The following is a 13,659-nucleotide window of genomic DNA, read 5'->3' as shown; positions in this document are numbered from 1 at the left end:
CGTCGTTGCAATTCTGCCGATAGCTTCATCTGATAATGCGGAGGGTATCATGGACCAATCCACCATACTGGCGCTCGTCTACCTGTTTGTTGTCCCGCTGCTCGCGATCGGGCTTGGAGTTCTGCTATTCTTGCAATGGAGGAAAGCAAAACGAATTGGGGCCGAGAAGAGCGCGCTTGAAGAGCGGTTCAAGCCCATCCTTGATCAGGAGGCGGAGGTCCGTGTGCTCCAGGAGGCGAAGGCAAAACTCAACGCCTCGATCGCTGATTTGAAGAATGACTACTCCGAGAAGAAGGCCATCCACGATCGATTGCTCAAGCAGGTGGCTGTTTTCGATGACAGATTGGCGTTTGCAGAAATGGGCGTCTACGAACCTCATTTCGACTATAGCGACAGCGAGCAATTCAAGGCAGCGATCCTGCGGGTTCGAGAAGCCCAGAAAACAATGGTCTCGCTGAAAACAGCTGTTGTGTGCAAAACTGACTGGCAGGTCGATGGCAGCCTCAAAAAGGGGCAAACGATGACTGGCCGGAATATCCGCCTCACTCTGCGTGCCTTCAACAACGAATGCGACGCCGCGATCGCGAACGTGCGTTGGAACAATGTCAACGCAATGGAAAAACGGCTGATCAACGCGCAGCAGCAAATTGACAAGCTGAATGCCTCGAACACGACCTATGTCACGGATGAGTACCTGAAGCTGAAACTACAGGAACTCTATCTGACTCACGAGTATCGAGAGAAGCAGAAGGCTGAGCGCGACGAACGTGCGGAGCTGGCCAGGCTTGCCAGAGAGGAGCAGAAACTCCAGCGTGACATGGAGAGAGCAGAAGAGGAAGAAGCTCGCTACGAGAGGCTACTCGCGAAGGCCAGGGCAGAAGCTGAAGGCGCGGTTGGTCCGCAGTTGGAGAGCTATAGCGAGCGAATCCGCCTACTTGAGGAAGACTTGGCTGCCGCGCATGAGAAGGTCGAAAGAGCGCAGGCGATGGCCGAGAAAACGAAGTCGGGCTACGTTTACATCATTTCAAATGTCGGGTCGTTTGGAGAGTCCGTCGTGAAGATCGGATTGACTCGCCGTCTGGATCCCTCTGATCGGGTTCGAGAGCTTGGAGATGCGAGTGTGCCGTTCTTGTTCGATACCCATGCCATCATCTACAGCGATGATGCCCCGGCTTTGGAGCGTGCTCTTCATGCCGAGTTCGAAAGCACCCGCGTTAACACCGAAAACATGCGAAAGGAGTTCTTCCGCGCATCAATCGATGAGGTCGAGTCGGCCGTCATCCGACTTGCGCCCGACGCCCCGTTCTTCAAGGACATCGAGGCGCAGGAATATCGTGAGACGCTCGCCAGGCGAAATGCGATGCTTGCGGTTCCTGTTGAGCAAGCATCGGCCGCGTTTCCCGCCGAGATATGAACTCGATGACCGCAGAGAGCACGCGAAGGCTGGAGCGAGTTCTGTACGTGCGCGGCGCGGTCAAGCGCTTGATGGAAGTTGCAGAGAAGGAGCAATTTTCGATGCTCGGATATCTTCTTGATCTCGCTGACCATGAGGCAAAAGAACTCGAAGCTGAAATCCGGAATGATCGCAACGATCCATCAGTGTGATTAGGGGCTTGCAGACGACGATTGAATGGCTGATGAAGAGGCGGGGACCGCAGCCATGAAGATTCGTTGTCATGTCCCAACCAGCGCACTCTGTTTCGCTTCAAACCTTCGGTGATCTTCTCCGGCACGGCTACAAGCTTACCGGACATTGCCGGGGTTGCGCCGTTCATCGCGATATAGAGTTGACCAAGCTCTCGGCCGATCGGCAGTATGTCGGCGCCCGGTTCAAGTGCCGGCATTGCGGCGCCATTGTCGCCATAACCCTGAGCCAGATAGAGAATAGTGGGAACAACAGCGCCTACTACGCTGCTCTTGACAAATGGAGGACGCCGGAATGATGAGATCAATTCTCGCTTGGGCAGTGCTGGCTGCAATGTGTCTGCCGGCTGCCGCCGATCCTGCTTGCGGGCTCTACCAATACAAAGCCGAGATCGTCCGGGTGATTGATGGGGATACCGTGGTTGCCGATGTCGACCTGGGCTTCAACACATGGCGCCGTGAAGAGCACCTGCGGCTGTTCGGTATCGATACCCCGGAGCGCCGAAAAGAAACCATGGACGGATGGCGGGCGGCCAAGGACGCTCTGGCGCAGCGCATTGAAGGCAGGGAACTCATCATCTGCACCGTCAAGAACAAGCGTGGCGACGAGGATGTAGGCAAGTACGGTCGGTACCTGGTGAAGATTTACGACGGCGATGACTTGGTGAACGACTGGATGCTCGAGCTGGGTCTCGCTGTCGTTTACGAGGAGTGATCGTTCGGGCCGGGACCAGTCCCCGGGGCCAAACATGGCGCTTACGATAGTGTATTTGAGCAACAGGGTTCGAGAAACAAGCTGCTCGAAAATAGGTGCATTTAGTGACAGCGATCCAAAAAAGCTGAGATCGCACAGTTTACCAACTCCGAGCGCGACGCCATCCTTCCTACATAGCAACCACAGAGGCTAGAGGGATGTTGATGGCACATCGGGCAGTTGAGCTTGTCGGTTATGGAAGACATGATCATGGTGACGTGATCACCGACGACGGAGAGATTATCGGGGCTTGGTCGCTAGTGGATGACGTGTTCGTAACATTCACACCCGACGGGACGGACAAACATATATTTTTTGAGCCGTTTGTTGGGATCCTGTGCACCAAAATCATCGATTGGCACAGCAACCAATAAGGGTTCCTGATCGTCCGCGCCTGCGCTTGAACGTCGACGGCGTGGAAAACGGGCCGGACATTGCAGCAAAGGAGCTTGCGTTGAGACTGGGATTGCGATTGGTTCCAACCGAAGGAGACCACTCATGTGCAACCTCTACAATATCACTGTCGGGCCGCAAGCGATCCTTGAATTTACACGGTCAGTTGTAAACCACGCCGGCAACCTGCAGACCGGCAAGATTTACCCGGACTATGAAGCGCCGATCGTGCGAACGGGCGAAGACGGCAAGCGTGAGCTGGTCAGGGCCCGCTGGGGCATGCCGACGCCGCAGAAGTTCCTGGAAGGCAAGAAGGTCGACAAGGGGGTGACGAACGTCCGCAATGCCTCATCGCCGCACTGGCGCCGCTGGCTGGGTGTTGAAAGCCGGTGTGTGGTGCCGGTGACTGAATTTGCCGAGCCGGATCCTGCCAGCAAAGAGGAGGGCGGCCGGACCCCGAACGCTTGGTTCGCTCTCAACGAAGAGCGGCCGCTCTTCGTTTTCGCCGGCATCTGGACCCGGTGGACCAGCGTTCGGAAGCTGAAAGAGGGGGAGATCGAGGCCGATCTCTATGCCTTCCTGACCACTTCACCCAATGCGGTTGTCGAACCGATCCACAAGAAGGCGATGCCGGTGATCCTGACGACACAGGAAGAAATCGATATGTGGCTGCAGGCACCATGGGATGAAGCGAAGGCGCTGCAACGGCCTCTCGAGAATGAACAGTTGGAGATCGTGGACGTTGCGTGACGGATCGCCTGCTATACCCCGGCTTTTCTGGCCTGAGACCGCTGAGTTATTTCGCCTCAGAAAACAGGCGGAATTTGACTCTCTATCGATTGGCCAGCATAAGACAGTTACGTTTTGTACATGGAATCGGGAGGGGTAAGTGTCACTTGGGCCAACTGGCGAGCGTCTACCTTTTTCCCCAGTGAATGAGGACCATGCTATTGAGAGCGTCAAGTTCTCTCTAAAGGCAAAGAGTGCTCTGCCTCGTCGCGCGTTCTTTGATGTCGACCCGCTTCGTGCAGCTTTCTCCGATGCGTTGCCGGCGTTCAGCGAAGGCGTCGCGGCGGTGGATGTTGGGGGACGTCAGCTTGAGGTGCCAACCATCGAATTCAGCTTCCTTCAGCCAAATGGGAGCCCCACGTGGTCACTTAACGCCGTCGGAAATCAGATCGATGTGCTGTGCAATATCTATACTAGGTGGGATAAGGTTTGGTCCAGAGCGGACAAATACCTATATCAGTGCCTCGACCACTTCGCAGGCCATTCCAAGGAAGGAGTTGAGTTGGTCGAGATAGAAATGACAGTACTTGATCGCTTCCTATCTCCCACACGGAGCTCGGTGCTTGACCTAATTTCAGGTCATGGATCGCTCCCAGAGAGGCTGGCTTCACGTGACTACCCTTGGCACTCTCATACTGGCTGGTTTGAGGATGCAGAAAACGAAGCGAGGATCCTTCAGAACCTTAATATTGATGCGATAGATAACCCTACAAAGGGTGTGAGTGTATCGATCACTCACTTTCAAAAATTCGTCAATATTTCAAAGCTTAATGCCAAGTTCGAAGGGAATAGGCCATTTATCCAGTCTTGCATGAACGAAATGCATGAACGAAATAAGAAAATGTTAGTCGATTTGCTTCATGACTCTGTCTTGAGGTCAATTGGGTTGGAGGTTGTATGAGCGGATTGTCAACTGTGGCTTTGCCGGATGGACTGCTTGCTGGTCGTGCGAAGGTGTATTTCAGTGATTCTGATGATGCATCTGTCGATGATCATGATTCCTATTTTGCCGCTAGCCCTCTGATCTCAGACCAAGACGTTCCTAGCTATTCGCGGGCTTTCACACGTACTGAACCTGTCATGTCCAGATTGTTCATGGAACCAGTGATCGTGGGCGGCGCTGGTAATCATCAATGGAGTGTTTCAACAACTGTTGTTCGAGGCCTCGCTGCTGAGCCTTACTCCCGATCGAGTGGGCGCAATAGGCTAGTAGTTCATAACTCCGCCACGTCTTGGGCCATGAGGATCGTGTCTGAGCTGGGTCGTCTAAAGGAAGGCTGGGCGGGCGAGGGGTCTGCGGCCCCAAAGTCGTCGATTGGCCGAGACATACTAACCGTTTATCCCCAAATCGATGCCAGAAACCCTGACGTAGAGATTGATGACGAGACCGGTAACGTATCATTTCGCTGGTTCGGTAGAGATGCGCTTTCCGCGGTCACCATGAATTTCATTGGTGAGGGAAAAATTGTGGTGACGTATACCCGCGTCAGCGTGGAGGGTAGCAAATTCGAGGAGTTCAACTCGGCTCAACTCCAAGCAATCTCCGCCTACTTCATGGAAGATGATATTGCCGAAATAACAAAATAAAATGTCATGTTCTGCGACCTGCTCACGTGAATCCGAATCGCTTTTTCCGGATGTTTCCCCGGGAGTGGTCGAAGGTGATGAGGACGTATCCAGAGCGGCCTTTTCTCCCTTTCATTTCAAAAAGGCCGGAGGCTTGAAAAACTCGTTTGTTAAGTCAAGCGACCTGAAGAAGGGAGATTTATCGGTTTGGCGCTTGAGGTACTGTGCCAACGAGCTAGAAGAGATCCTCTCTTCAAGCTGTCCTGCCGGAAGTGAGTTACATTCGGCGTACCCTTGCACCGCATCAGCAATACGGGGTCAGCGCATCGAAGGCCACGAAGGACGCGTCTTCTGCGTCGTCGATGATTGCAGGATTGATTCTGATGGAAATGTCCATAGTGCTCACGCTGCGATCGGGATTGCTTGCGAACTTAACCCTCAAGACCTGGACACGGAATCACCACAGTTTCTTCTCATCCGTGACTTGCTCGTAAATCTGTTCAAGTCCCGACAACCGCAGACTTTCTGAACCCAATGGTAGCGATCACGTATTCTTCTGGCCTATTGGGGCTGTGACCGCCGGATTCATGGCACGCTAACAACACCTCTACACCCCAAAGGAGGTCAGAGAAGCTGACGAAGTGGCGAAAAAGTGCGGGGCGCGCTTCTGGTTTGTCAATGAAATCAATTCAAGACCTGGGCGAGTGCGGGGCGTTAGGCTATTGAAAATACTAAACTATCCCACACTTCTCGACCGCACCATAAAACACCCGCTCCGGCGGGTTTTTTTGTGTCTATAAGTGGTTGAGAACGTCCACAGCAAAAGGGACAGAGGCCGGTTTGGCCGTCTGTCCCCTTGAATCTGGTAATCGCGACGTCTGTCGGAGATCAGTCGGCGATCACGGCGCGGAACATCCACAACGCCTTCTCGTGGAAGGTCAGACGAGCCGTCAGCATGTCCTCGGTGACGGAATCGTCGTTGTCGCCGGCGGTGGTGGCCGCCTTGCGCATGTCTCGGACAGCCTGCTCGTGATCCTTGATGAGGTCGGCGACCATGTCATGCGCCGAAGCCTGATCGACATCCGATTTGGTCGGCGCGAAATCCGATGCCATGCCGAGGCTGACCGGGGCCAGGTGGCCCAGTGCACGGATCCGTTCGGCGATGATGTCGGTCGCACCAAAGAGTTCGTTGTAGTGCTCTTCGGTCAGCTCATGGATCGGTTTGAAGATCGGGCCGACCACGTTCCAGTGATAGATGTGGCTCTTGATGGTCAGACGATAGGTTGCTGCCAGGATGTCGGAGAGATCCTTGGACATCGACCTGCGGTAGTCTGCCTTGAGGCCGGTGTTGATCCGGTCGTTGGAGGCTTCGGGCTGAAGGCTGGCGATAGCTGATTTGGCCATGATGATTTCCTTTCCAAAAAACAATCTTGATTGAGATGATCAGGCAAAAGCGGGATAGCCGAGGCTCAGTTGCTGGCTGATCGAAGATGCTTCCATCGGCTGATCAACGTCTTCTGCAACGGCGCCCCAGAGAACCCACCCGGCGATAACCGCGAGGAACAGGCTTACCGCCAGGATGACGAGAACCGGCTTGCCTTGGCGGGCCTGACGAACATTGATTGGATCTGTCGGTTCATTCATTTTCTGCTCCTGGTACTTGTGTGTTGGCGACCCGTCGTGTCGGTCTCGTGGGTCAACTCCGTTCGGAGCGCACCATCGAACCTGCGACAGCGCCGAGCACGATTCCGGTCAGGATCGCTGCTGTCTTGTTGCGGCTGATGAGCCCTGAAGCGGTTGTCAGCGACAGGGCTGTCGCGCTGGTTGCCACGGTCGTCGCCATTCGTCTGCGGGCCCGGCGGCGCAGCAGCGATCGAATGCCGAGCGCAAGAAGTGCGAGCACCACCGCAAGCCCGGCGGAAGCAAGCAGCCCGGTCAAGATGTCATGGCTCTGGGCCACGAACACCGCGAACGCGCTGAACAACGCCAGGCACACCACCAGCGCCATCAGACCGATGAAGCCGTAGAGGATGGCGTCACGACGTATCTGGCGGGCTTTCGCCCCGGCATAGGCCGAGGCAAGAGATGTCAGGGGGAAGGCCGGTGACATGGTCTTAGCGACGCATCAGCAGTGCTGCGAAGAAACCGGCAGCAACGGCAACGCCGAGCGCCTGCAGCGGATTGTCCCGCACCTTGGTGCTGACCTGCTGCTCGGCCCGCGAATAGTGGTTGGAGAGATCGGCAACGACCTTTTCGCCGTTCTTGAGCAGCTCGTCGATCTTGGTCTCGGCCGCGTCCCGGGCGACACCTGACTGGACCGCGCCGGCTCCAGCGAGCGCTTCGCCAAGGGCTGCCAGATCCTCTCGTATGCGTGCGGCATGCGCCGCGATGTCTTCAACAGCGGGGTTGGAGTTGCCATTGGAACGTGTGGATTTGCTGGTCGCAGCCATCTTGATGTCTCCTTGTTTGATTTCACCCAACCAACGCGCCCCGAATGAGAAGGTTCCCGGAAAAGGCAAAAAAAGACCGCCGGAACGATGCCCCGGCGGTCTCAGCGGAGTGGGGCAGGCTGACGTGTTAGCCGGCCGGAACAACCAGGATCACGCTGTCGCGTTCAGCTTCCCAGTTCTCCTCAGAATATTCTTTCTGAGCTTCCAGCTGCTCTTCGGTAAACGGCGTGAAGATGGTCAGCTCGCCATCGGCATCGGCGCGAATGTCCAGGTTCTCAGGCGAGATCGCGACCTGCTTCTCGCCCATGCCGAGGAAGCCGCCGACATCGAGGATGAAGCCTTCGACCTTGTTGTCGCTTGTCAGCAGCACGTCGCCGACTTCACCGATGTTCTCGTCCTGGGCGCTGTAGACCGTGCGGCCGATCAGGTTGTCGGCGCTCAGCTGGTCGGTTGAGACCGGGGTCATGGCCGAGCGGTCGAAGCCCATCGTCTGCTCGGTCCGGTTCTCGGCCGTCTCAACTGCGCTTTCGCCGTTTTCGACGTTCTCGGCGGTCCGCTCTTCAGCGGCCATGCCATTGGTCATCGCGTCGGCCGAGCGGTCGTCAGAGTAAAGCGTGTTGCGATCAAACGCGGGAGCCGCTTCAAGCTGCTCGCGGGTCATGTTGGCAACCAGCCAACGCTCGCCATCGCGCTCGACCCATTCGATGGTCTTGTACTCCACCGCAACGTCCTTTTCGCCAATGCCCAGGAAACCGCCGACGCCGACGATTACAGAGGCCACCTGGCCTTCAGGCGAGATGACGATGTCGTTGATGTCGCCGATCATTTCTGCATCCTGGGAGGATGAGCCATAGACGGACGAGCCGATCAGGTTGCTGGCGAGATTGTTGTTCATGTGCATCGCAGCGTCCTTGTCCGTCATGACAACGGTCTCGGAGCCGGAAGTGGTGGTTGCGGTGTTGGTGGTGGTTTCGCTGGCCGCCATCGCAGACGTGGTAACCATTGTTGCGAGTGCGGTACTGGCCAAAAGCATCTTGAACATGATAAATTCCTCTTTGCATCGAAAGGTGCCCGCCGGGCTGAACCGTGTGTGAGAGCGCTGGGTCGGCTCGGCGGCGTTTACAGCTCAACAACGCCGGCCCATGTCCAATGTTCCCGCCGGCATCAACTTTTTTTGTCTGATTTGTGAGCGATCCGGGCGCTTGGCGCGCCCCGCACAGGCAGGGAGTTTCTGATCACGGCATTGCCGATGAGAAGGAAAGGCACCGCAAGCAAGCCTCCCGCCGGACCCCAGATCCAGATCCAGAAAGACAGCGACAGGAAGACGAAAAACGGGTTGAGAGTGACCGATCGCCCGATCACCTGAGGGGTCACGAATTGCGCCTCGATCATGTTGAGGGTCAGATAGGCTGCCATCGGCAGGAAGATCGCCGGCGGCGAATCCCACGTCGCCAGTCCGACCCCGAGCAGGATCAAGGCCATTGCCGCCGGCCCGATATAGACGATGTAATTGAGGCAGAACGCCAGCATGCCCCACAGATAGGGTTGCGGCACGTCAAGCATCCACATGACCAGTGTCGTGGCAGCCCCGAGGCACGCATTGATCACGGTGATCGAGAGCAGATAGCGTGAGACGAACCATTCCGCATCCCGGAACATGCGTGCTGTCCTCAACCGCGAGTGGCGGCTGAAGCACAGCGACAGCACGCTTGCCCTGATCGAATGCCGGGTCGCGAGAAAGAAGTAGAGACTGGCGAGGAACAGTATGATCTGCGCCACCAGTGCCGGAGCCAGGGTCGCGATCTCCTGAACCGTCGAAGTGTCGGCGATATCGACGGTCATCTCGGCCTTGCCGCCGGCAATGGTGCGGATCTGTTCCTGGACCCCGCCAAGCGTGTCGAACACGGTGCGCCAATTGAGCAGGTGCCGCTGCATCTCGTGCCAGATTTCGGGCAGTCTTTCGGTCCATATTGACAGCGGCATGGAAAACAGCGCCACCGCGGAGCCGATAAGGGCCACAAACAGGACAACGACGATTGCAGCTGCGAGTGAAGCCGGGATCAGCCGCTCCAGCGCCGAGGCGACCGGCGAAGCCATCAGCCCGGTCACCACCGCCAGGCAGACGGGGGCCAGGAATGCCTGTCCGAAATCAAGCGCGGCGAGTGCCGCCACGATGCCGGTTATGATCAGCGCGATCCGGGCAGTCGACTGCAGTCCGGCGTCCATGCCTGACTTGGCAGCAATGCGCACAACCGGGGGTTCCATGCGGTAAAGACGCTTCATGCAGATATCCCTTTAAACACGAACAATGCCGGCTGATGACATTGGTTCCCTTTAAGGGGTCTGGTTCCGCGAGCACCTGGGAGTGTTCGCGGGCAAGGATGGTGCCTGGCAGGCAGCCTATATGGCTGAAGGGCAGGGTGGTGTGTGCGGCTGGGATGCCCGCCTGGACTGGCAGGGCCTTAGGCCTGCTGCGCGACCTTGACCCGCTCGTAGGGAACCTTGATCGTCACATCGATACCGAATTCGTCCGGGGAAGTGGTGATGCTTCCGCCGAGCTCGACGCGCATCGTGGCATCGAGCAGTTTGGTTCCGAACCCGCCTTTTCTCGTGATGGCGCTCAGGTCCTGCTCGTCAAGCGCCGTCTTGCTGCGTTCCCGCCAGGAGAAGACGAGGTGTTCCGCCCTGCCGGGCTCACGCTCTATGCGCCACCAGATGTTCAGCTCGCCTTCGTCTGATCGCGCTGAGCCATATTTGAGCGCGTTGGTGGCGAGTTCGTGGAAGGCAAGGCCGAAGGCCTGCGCGGCAACTTCGTTGAGCTTGATGTCGGGGCCTTGAAGCTGGCCTTCGTTGAAATCCGGACCGAACAATTGCCTGAGTTCCTGAACCAGCAATGTCTGCAGGTCGGCGCTTTGCCACGAGGTGCGGGCGAGAAGGTCCTGCGAGGCGGCCATTGCCTGGAGGCGGGCGCTGAAGGATTCGGTGAAGTCGCTCAGTGAATCAGCGGATCGTGCGGTCTGGCGCGACATTGCCAGCACTCTGGCAATCATGTTCTTGATCCGATGCTTCATTTCCTGAAGCAGGAACTCCCTGTCTGTCAGGGCCCGCTCGGAGTGCTGCCGCAAGGCCTCGCCGACCTCGATCGTGCGTTGCTGGGCACGGGAGGAGGCGGCAAGTGCGGCCGCCAGCAGGAAGCCGGCAATTGCCAGCATGATTGTCCGGGTCTGGTCCACCGGTGGGTGGTAGTCCTGCGAAGGCCGGATCTCGATGGTCCAGACCCGTCCGGCAACCTCCACCGACATCACCGTGGCGGGCGAGGCATCCATCCGCGTGCTGGCCTGGCCCTCCGTGGTGTAGATCAGGTTTGCAGCTGCAGGTTCCCCGTCCCAGGCGGTGATGTGAACCGGGAGCACCGGTGGCCGCCTGAGCGCGGATTCGAACAGGTTGGGAATGCGGAATGGTGCGTAGATCAGGCCGAGCAGCCGTCCGGAGTTCGCGGCAAAGAAAGGTGTGTACATCAAAAACCCGGCTTGTGGGTTCTGCGAATCCTCCTGGACCAGTTCGACAGTGCCCGAGGCGCGCAGCCGCGCTTCGGCAAGCGCCGCCAGAATGGCCGCACGGCGTGTCGGTTCGGAATACATGTCAAAGCCCAGAGCCCGCATATTGGCTTCGTTCGAGGGTTCGAGCATGACGATGGGTGTCCGGTACCCCTCGGCCGTTTCCGGCCAGGATGTGCGATCTAGCCCGTAGTTGCGGGCAAGTTCCGCCGAAATCGCCTGATCGGATGCCGGCCCGGTTTCCACATAGCGGGCAAAGCCCAGCCCCTGGACACCGCTGAACTGCTCGGTTTTCTGCAGGTGGCTGACGAACACCTGAAACTCACCGACCGAGGGAACTTCGCCTACGGCCTGGAAATGCGCCTCCACCGACTTGATGAGAAGCATGTGGTTCTCGATGCGATCCCCAACCCGTTGGACGGCGTCCTCGGCTATGTTGATGAAAGCCAACCGGTTTGTCTGATCGATAGTGTACCAAGAGGCGACCGCAGTCAGCATGCCGACAAATGCGACAACGACAAAAACCAGTACTGGTTGCAGCCTGTAGAACAAATTGCACTCTTTCGAAAAATCTTTGTGAAACCCGCTAAGCGTTTTGTGCAAATCCTGCAAGTCGGGTGGTCATGCAGACGCAGCGTCGGCCAACGGATGATACCAAAAGCCGCACAAGAATCGGCCGGGCAAGCGCGTTGTGCTCAGCCGTAGCTGTTTCACCGGGGCGGCGTCTATTACACAGGTTAAGTCGCTGCTCAGGCGTTGCGGATGTGTTTGCTGACAGACATCCCTTCGTCCCTCGTCTCGAACTCCATCAGGAAACGGTCGTCGAAATCGGCGAAACTGACGGATCTCGACACCTGCGGGAACATCACCTTGCCCTTGTCCATCCTGATCAGGTTTTCCTTGCTCAGGCGGCTGAGCGACCGATTAACGTGGACCGTGGACAGCCCCATGCAATCGCCGATCTGCTCTTGTGTGAGTTCAAGTTCAAAGCCCTTGCCATTCGCCAGCCCGACCTGTTCGAGCCGGACCCAGAGTTCAAGCAGGAAATGCAGGATACGCTGGGCAGCCGTTCGAGCGCCGAGCGAAACCTTGTGCTCTGAAAGAATGTTGGAGTGGCGCACCGACATCCAGTCGAGTCCGGATGCAAGCACCGGAAACCGCCTGTGGATTTCGAGGATGCGGACCGGTTCGATCAAAGCGAGGGACGTGTCGGTCAGCCCGGCGGCAGAAAAAATTGCCGAGTGGGTGAAGTTCACATGCAGCCCGATGAAATCTCCGGGCAGGGAGACGCCGATAATGATCCGGCGGCCTGCAGGCGTAATGCGGTAACGGATCACCCAGCCACGCCGGACCAGAAAGGTCACACGGAGCGGTTCGCCATCATGGATGAACTCGTCGCCCTTGCCAATCGAGGCCTGGTTGACCTGCATGGTTTCGAGATAATCGACTTCTTCCGAAGTCAGGAGAACAGACCGCCCCAGCCGGCGCACGAGCGGGCTGGCATTTTCGGGAATGGCACTCTGGTTGTCAGCTGGCATCGACGCGCTTTCAGAAAGAAAAAGGCCCGGCAATCACGTTGCCGGGCCTTGGCAGGATAATAGATTACTTGCTGCCGAGCCAGTCGTCGATTTCACGTTCCGCCTCGTCGCGGGTCTTGCCGTAGCGGGCCTGGATCTTGCCGGCCAGTTCATCCCGGCGGCCTTCGACGACGTCGAGGTCGTCATTGGTGAGCTTGCCCCACTGTGCCTGAGCCTTGCCCTTGTATTCGTTCCATTTGCCTTCAACGATATCCCAGTTCATTCGAATTCTCCTTTTTGATCAAATCTTTCGGCCGTTTGCTGGAAGGTTCTTGCCGGCCTGTGCTGACAACGCGGAGGGCAGTGTTTGGTTCCCTCCTATTGTCCTTCGAAAAACTCATTGTGCCGCCTGGCTGGCGGGCGCCACCGGAGGGAAGACCAGATGCGTTTTCTCGCCGACATCGGGTTCCTCGTCGGTGACATTCGCCTTGGCGATCTCCCAGGCAAATCGGATGCCGCTGCCCGAGGATGCCCAGACATCTGCTTCCGACGCGTCAAACCGCAGCATGATCAGATTGGTGTCTTCCTTGCCGTCTTCAAACCAGGCAGCGACAGCGGGGGACCAGAATGCATCGATCATCGACCGGTCGGTTTCCTCGCTCATCGTGCCCGAAATGCACGCATGGTAATCGTGGTCAGGGCTGATGGCGCAGATTCGCCCGCGTGTCGGTTGCTAGCTGGCGATGGCCGAACCCATTTCCGAATCCCGCTTGGCGTAGAACCAGATGCCGCGCCGGTCCTCGTCAACCTGCGGCGCCATCGGCTGCATCCCGTGCCCGGGCTTTTCCAGGCCGGCCATCACCGCGTGGGTGTCGTCGAGGATCTCGAACAATTGCTTGATCGGTTCATGTCGTGTTTTGTGAAGATCTGCCATATGGAACCCTTTCCTTGTTGAGCCGAACCAACGCACGAACCGCCCTCAGGTTCCT

At 57.4% G+C, this 13,659-nt stretch carries 18 protein-coding genes; 7 read left to right on the top strand and 11 right to left on the bottom strand.

What is annotated here, in order from left to right:
- Nucleotides 1-49 precede the first annotated feature (49 nt).
- The 6 genes from SPHINGO391_RS11465 (at nt 50) to SPHINGO391_RS11440 (ending at nt 5,167) form a co-directional block, all read left to right on the top strand.
- The gene (locus SPHINGO391_RS11465; RefSeq protein WP_152008955.1) at nt 50-1,414 is read left to right on the top strand and encodes a DUF4041 domain-containing protein; all 1,365 of its coding nucleotides are present in this window, start codon (nt 50-52) and stop codon (nt 1,412-1,414) included.
- Between the two features lie 5 nt (nt 1,415-1,419).
- A complete protein-coding gene (locus SPHINGO391_RS11460; protein WP_152008954.1) occupies nt 1,420-1,605 on the top strand; it encodes a hypothetical protein in 186 nt (61 codons plus the stop codon).
- Between the two features lie 334 nt (nt 1,606-1,939).
- Entirely contained in the window at nt 1,940-2,359 is a 420-nt protein-coding gene (locus SPHINGO391_RS11455; RefSeq protein WP_193217265.1) for a thermonuclease family protein, read from the top strand.
- 537 nt (nt 2,360-2,896) lie between these two features.
- On the top strand, nt 2,897-3,541 hold the full coding sequence (locus SPHINGO391_RS11450; protein WP_152008952.1) for an SOS response-associated peptidase: 645 nt from the start codon (nt 2,897-2,899) through the stop codon (nt 3,539-3,541).
- Nucleotides 3,542-3,680: 139 nt separating this feature from the next.
- Nucleotides 3,681-4,481: a hypothetical protein gene (locus SPHINGO391_RS11445; protein WP_152008951.1), complete on the top strand. Its 801-nt coding sequence runs from the start codon at nt 3,681-3,683 to the stop codon at nt 4,479-4,481.
- Nucleotides 4,478-5,167 carry a hypothetical protein gene (locus tag SPHINGO391_RS11440; protein ID WP_152008950.1) on the top strand — a complete coding sequence of 230 codons (690 nt, stop codon included), beginning with the start codon at nt 4,478-4,480 and terminating at the stop codon, nt 5,165-5,167. The genes SPHINGO391_RS11445 and SPHINGO391_RS11440 overlap by 4 nt, the downstream gene beginning before the upstream one ends.
- 867 nt (nt 5,168-6,034) lie before the next feature.
- Here the strand turns inward: SPHINGO391_RS11440 and SPHINGO391_RS11435 are convergent.
- The 7 genes from SPHINGO391_RS11435 to SPHINGO391_RS11405 form a co-directional block, all read right to left on the bottom strand.
- Nucleotides 6,035-6,550 carry a DNA starvation/stationary phase protection protein gene (locus tag SPHINGO391_RS11435; RefSeq protein WP_152008949.1) on the bottom strand — a complete coding sequence of 172 codons (516 nt, stop codon included), beginning with the start codon at nt 6,548-6,550 and terminating at the stop codon, nt 6,035-6,037.
- A gap of 39 nt (nt 6,551-6,589) precedes the next feature.
- Nucleotides 6,590-6,790 (bottom strand): hypothetical protein, encoded by a 201-nt coding sequence (locus tag SPHINGO391_RS11430; RefSeq protein ID WP_152008948.1) that lies wholly within the window; start codon nt 6,788-6,790, stop codon nt 6,590-6,592.
- Between the two features lie 52 nt (nt 6,791-6,842).
- Nucleotides 6,843-7,256, bottom strand: a complete 414-nt coding sequence (locus SPHINGO391_RS11425; RefSeq protein ID WP_152008947.1) for a hypothetical protein — start codon at nt 7,254-7,256, stop codon at nt 6,843-6,845.
- A gap of 4 nt (nt 7,257-7,260) precedes the next feature.
- A complete protein-coding gene (locus SPHINGO391_RS11420; protein ID WP_152008946.1) occupies nt 7,261-7,596 on the bottom strand; it encodes a DUF883 family protein in 336 nt (111 codons plus the stop codon).
- Between the two features lie 127 nt (nt 7,597-7,723).
- Nucleotides 7,724-8,638 (bottom strand): PRC-barrel domain-containing protein, encoded by a 915-nt coding sequence (locus SPHINGO391_RS11415; RefSeq protein WP_152008945.1) that lies wholly within the window; start codon nt 8,636-8,638, stop codon nt 7,724-7,726.
- A 122-nt stretch (nt 8,639-8,760) separates the two neighbouring features.
- Complete coding sequence (locus SPHINGO391_RS11410) at nt 8,761-9,879, bottom strand: AI-2E family transporter (protein ID WP_152008944.1); 1,119 nt, start codon at nt 9,877-9,879, stop codon at nt 8,761-8,763.
- A gap of 179 nt (nt 9,880-10,058) precedes the next feature.
- Nucleotides 10,059-11,540 carry a CHASE domain-containing protein gene (locus tag SPHINGO391_RS11405; protein WP_193217264.1) on the bottom strand — a complete coding sequence of 494 codons (1,482 nt, stop codon included), beginning with the start codon at nt 11,538-11,540 and terminating at the stop codon, nt 10,059-10,061.
- Between SPHINGO391_RS11405 and SPHINGO391_RS11400 the strand changes: the two genes are divergently transcribed.
- Entirely contained in the window at nt 11,541-11,858 is a 318-nt protein-coding gene (locus tag SPHINGO391_RS11400; protein WP_193217263.1) for a hypothetical protein, read from the top strand.
- A 44-nt stretch (nt 11,859-11,902) separates the two neighbouring features.
- Here the strand turns inward: SPHINGO391_RS11400 and SPHINGO391_RS11395 are convergent, their stop codons facing one another.
- The 4 genes from SPHINGO391_RS11395 to SPHINGO391_RS11380 form a co-directional block, all read right to left on the bottom strand.
- The gene (locus SPHINGO391_RS11395; protein ID WP_152008942.1) at nt 11,903-12,691 is read right to left on the bottom strand and encodes a Crp/Fnr family transcriptional regulator; all 789 of its coding nucleotides are present in this window, start codon (nt 12,689-12,691) and stop codon (nt 11,903-11,905) included.
- Between the two features lie 64 nt (nt 12,692-12,755).
- Nucleotides 12,756-12,953, bottom strand: coding sequence for a CsbD family protein (locus SPHINGO391_RS11390; RefSeq protein ID WP_152008941.1), 198 nt, complete (start codon nt 12,951-12,953; stop codon nt 12,756-12,758).
- Nucleotides 12,954-13,067: 114 nt separating this feature from the next.
- The gene (locus SPHINGO391_RS11385; RefSeq protein WP_280177936.1) at nt 13,068-13,376 is read right to left on the bottom strand and encodes a pyridoxamine 5'-phosphate oxidase family protein; all 309 of its coding nucleotides are present in this window, start codon (nt 13,374-13,376) and stop codon (nt 13,068-13,070) included.
- 27 nt (nt 13,377-13,403) lie between these two features.
- Nucleotides 13,404-13,604: a hypothetical protein gene (locus SPHINGO391_RS11380; RefSeq protein WP_152008939.1), complete on the bottom strand. Its 201-nt coding sequence runs from the start codon at nt 13,602-13,604 to the stop codon at nt 13,404-13,406.
- Nucleotides 13,605-13,659: the final 55 nt, after the last annotated feature.

This window comes from Hoeflea sp. EC-HK425 (assembly GCF_902498795.1).
Taxonomy (GTDB): Bacteria; Pseudomonadota; Alphaproteobacteria; order Rhizobiales; family Rhizobiaceae; genus Hoeflea; species Hoeflea alexandrii.
This window is presented reverse-complemented; position numbering and strand designations above follow the sequence as displayed.

What these genes read in the sequence shown, in the direction of transcription:
- SPHINGO391_RS11435 (WP_152008949.1), bottom strand. Translation starts at nt 6,550, where the DNA reads ATGGCCAAATCAGCTATCGCCAGCCTTCAGCCCGAAGCCTCCAACGAC.
- SPHINGO391_RS11465 (WP_152008955.1), top strand. Translation starts at nt 50, where the DNA reads ATGGACCAATCCACCATACTGGCGCTCGTCTACCTGTTTGTTGTCCCG.
- SPHINGO391_RS11430 (WP_152008948.1), bottom strand. Translation starts at nt 6,790, where the DNA reads ATGAATGAACCGACAGATCCAATCAATGTTCGTCAGGCCCGCCAAGGC.
- SPHINGO391_RS11390 (WP_152008941.1), bottom strand. Translation starts at nt 12,953, where the DNA reads ATGAACTGGGATATCGTTGAAGGCAAATGGAACGAATACAAGGGCAAG.
- SPHINGO391_RS11425 (WP_152008947.1), bottom strand. Translation starts at nt 7,256, where the DNA reads ATGTCACCGGCCTTCCCCCTGACATCTCTTGCCTCGGCCTATGCCGGG.
- SPHINGO391_RS11410 (WP_152008944.1), bottom strand. Translation starts at nt 9,879, where the DNA reads ATGAAGCGTCTTTACCGCATGGAACCCCCGGTTGTGCGCATTGCTGCC.
- SPHINGO391_RS11450 (WP_152008952.1), top strand. Translation starts at nt 2,897, where the DNA reads ATGTGCAACCTCTACAATATCACTGTCGGGCCGCAAGCGATCCTTGAA.
- SPHINGO391_RS11405 (WP_193217264.1), bottom strand. Translation starts at nt 11,540, where the DNA reads ATGCTTCTCATCAAGTCGGTGGAGGCGCATTTCCAGGCCGTAGGCGAA.
- SPHINGO391_RS11420 (WP_152008946.1), bottom strand. Translation starts at nt 7,596, where the DNA reads ATGGCTGCGACCAGCAAATCCACACGTTCCAATGGCAACTCCAACCCC.
- SPHINGO391_RS11380 (WP_152008939.1), bottom strand. Translation starts at nt 13,604, where the DNA reads ATGGCAGATCTTCACAAAACACGACATGAACCGATCAAGCAATTGTTC.
- SPHINGO391_RS11455 (WP_193217265.1), top strand. Translation starts at nt 1,940, where the DNA reads ATGATGAGATCAATTCTCGCTTGGGCAGTGCTGGCTGCAATGTGTCTG.
- SPHINGO391_RS11415 (WP_152008945.1), bottom strand. Translation starts at nt 8,638, where the DNA reads ATGTTCAAGATGCTTTTGGCCAGTACCGCACTCGCAACAATGGTTACC.
- SPHINGO391_RS11440 (WP_152008950.1), top strand. Translation starts at nt 4,478, where the DNA reads ATGAGCGGATTGTCAACTGTGGCTTTGCCGGATGGACTGCTTGCTGGT.
- SPHINGO391_RS11395 (WP_152008942.1), bottom strand. Translation starts at nt 12,691, where the DNA reads ATGCCAGCTGACAACCAGAGTGCCATTCCCGAAAATGCCAGCCCGCTC.
- SPHINGO391_RS11460 (WP_152008954.1), top strand. Translation starts at nt 1,420, where the DNA reads ATGACCGCAGAGAGCACGCGAAGGCTGGAGCGAGTTCTGTACGTGCGC.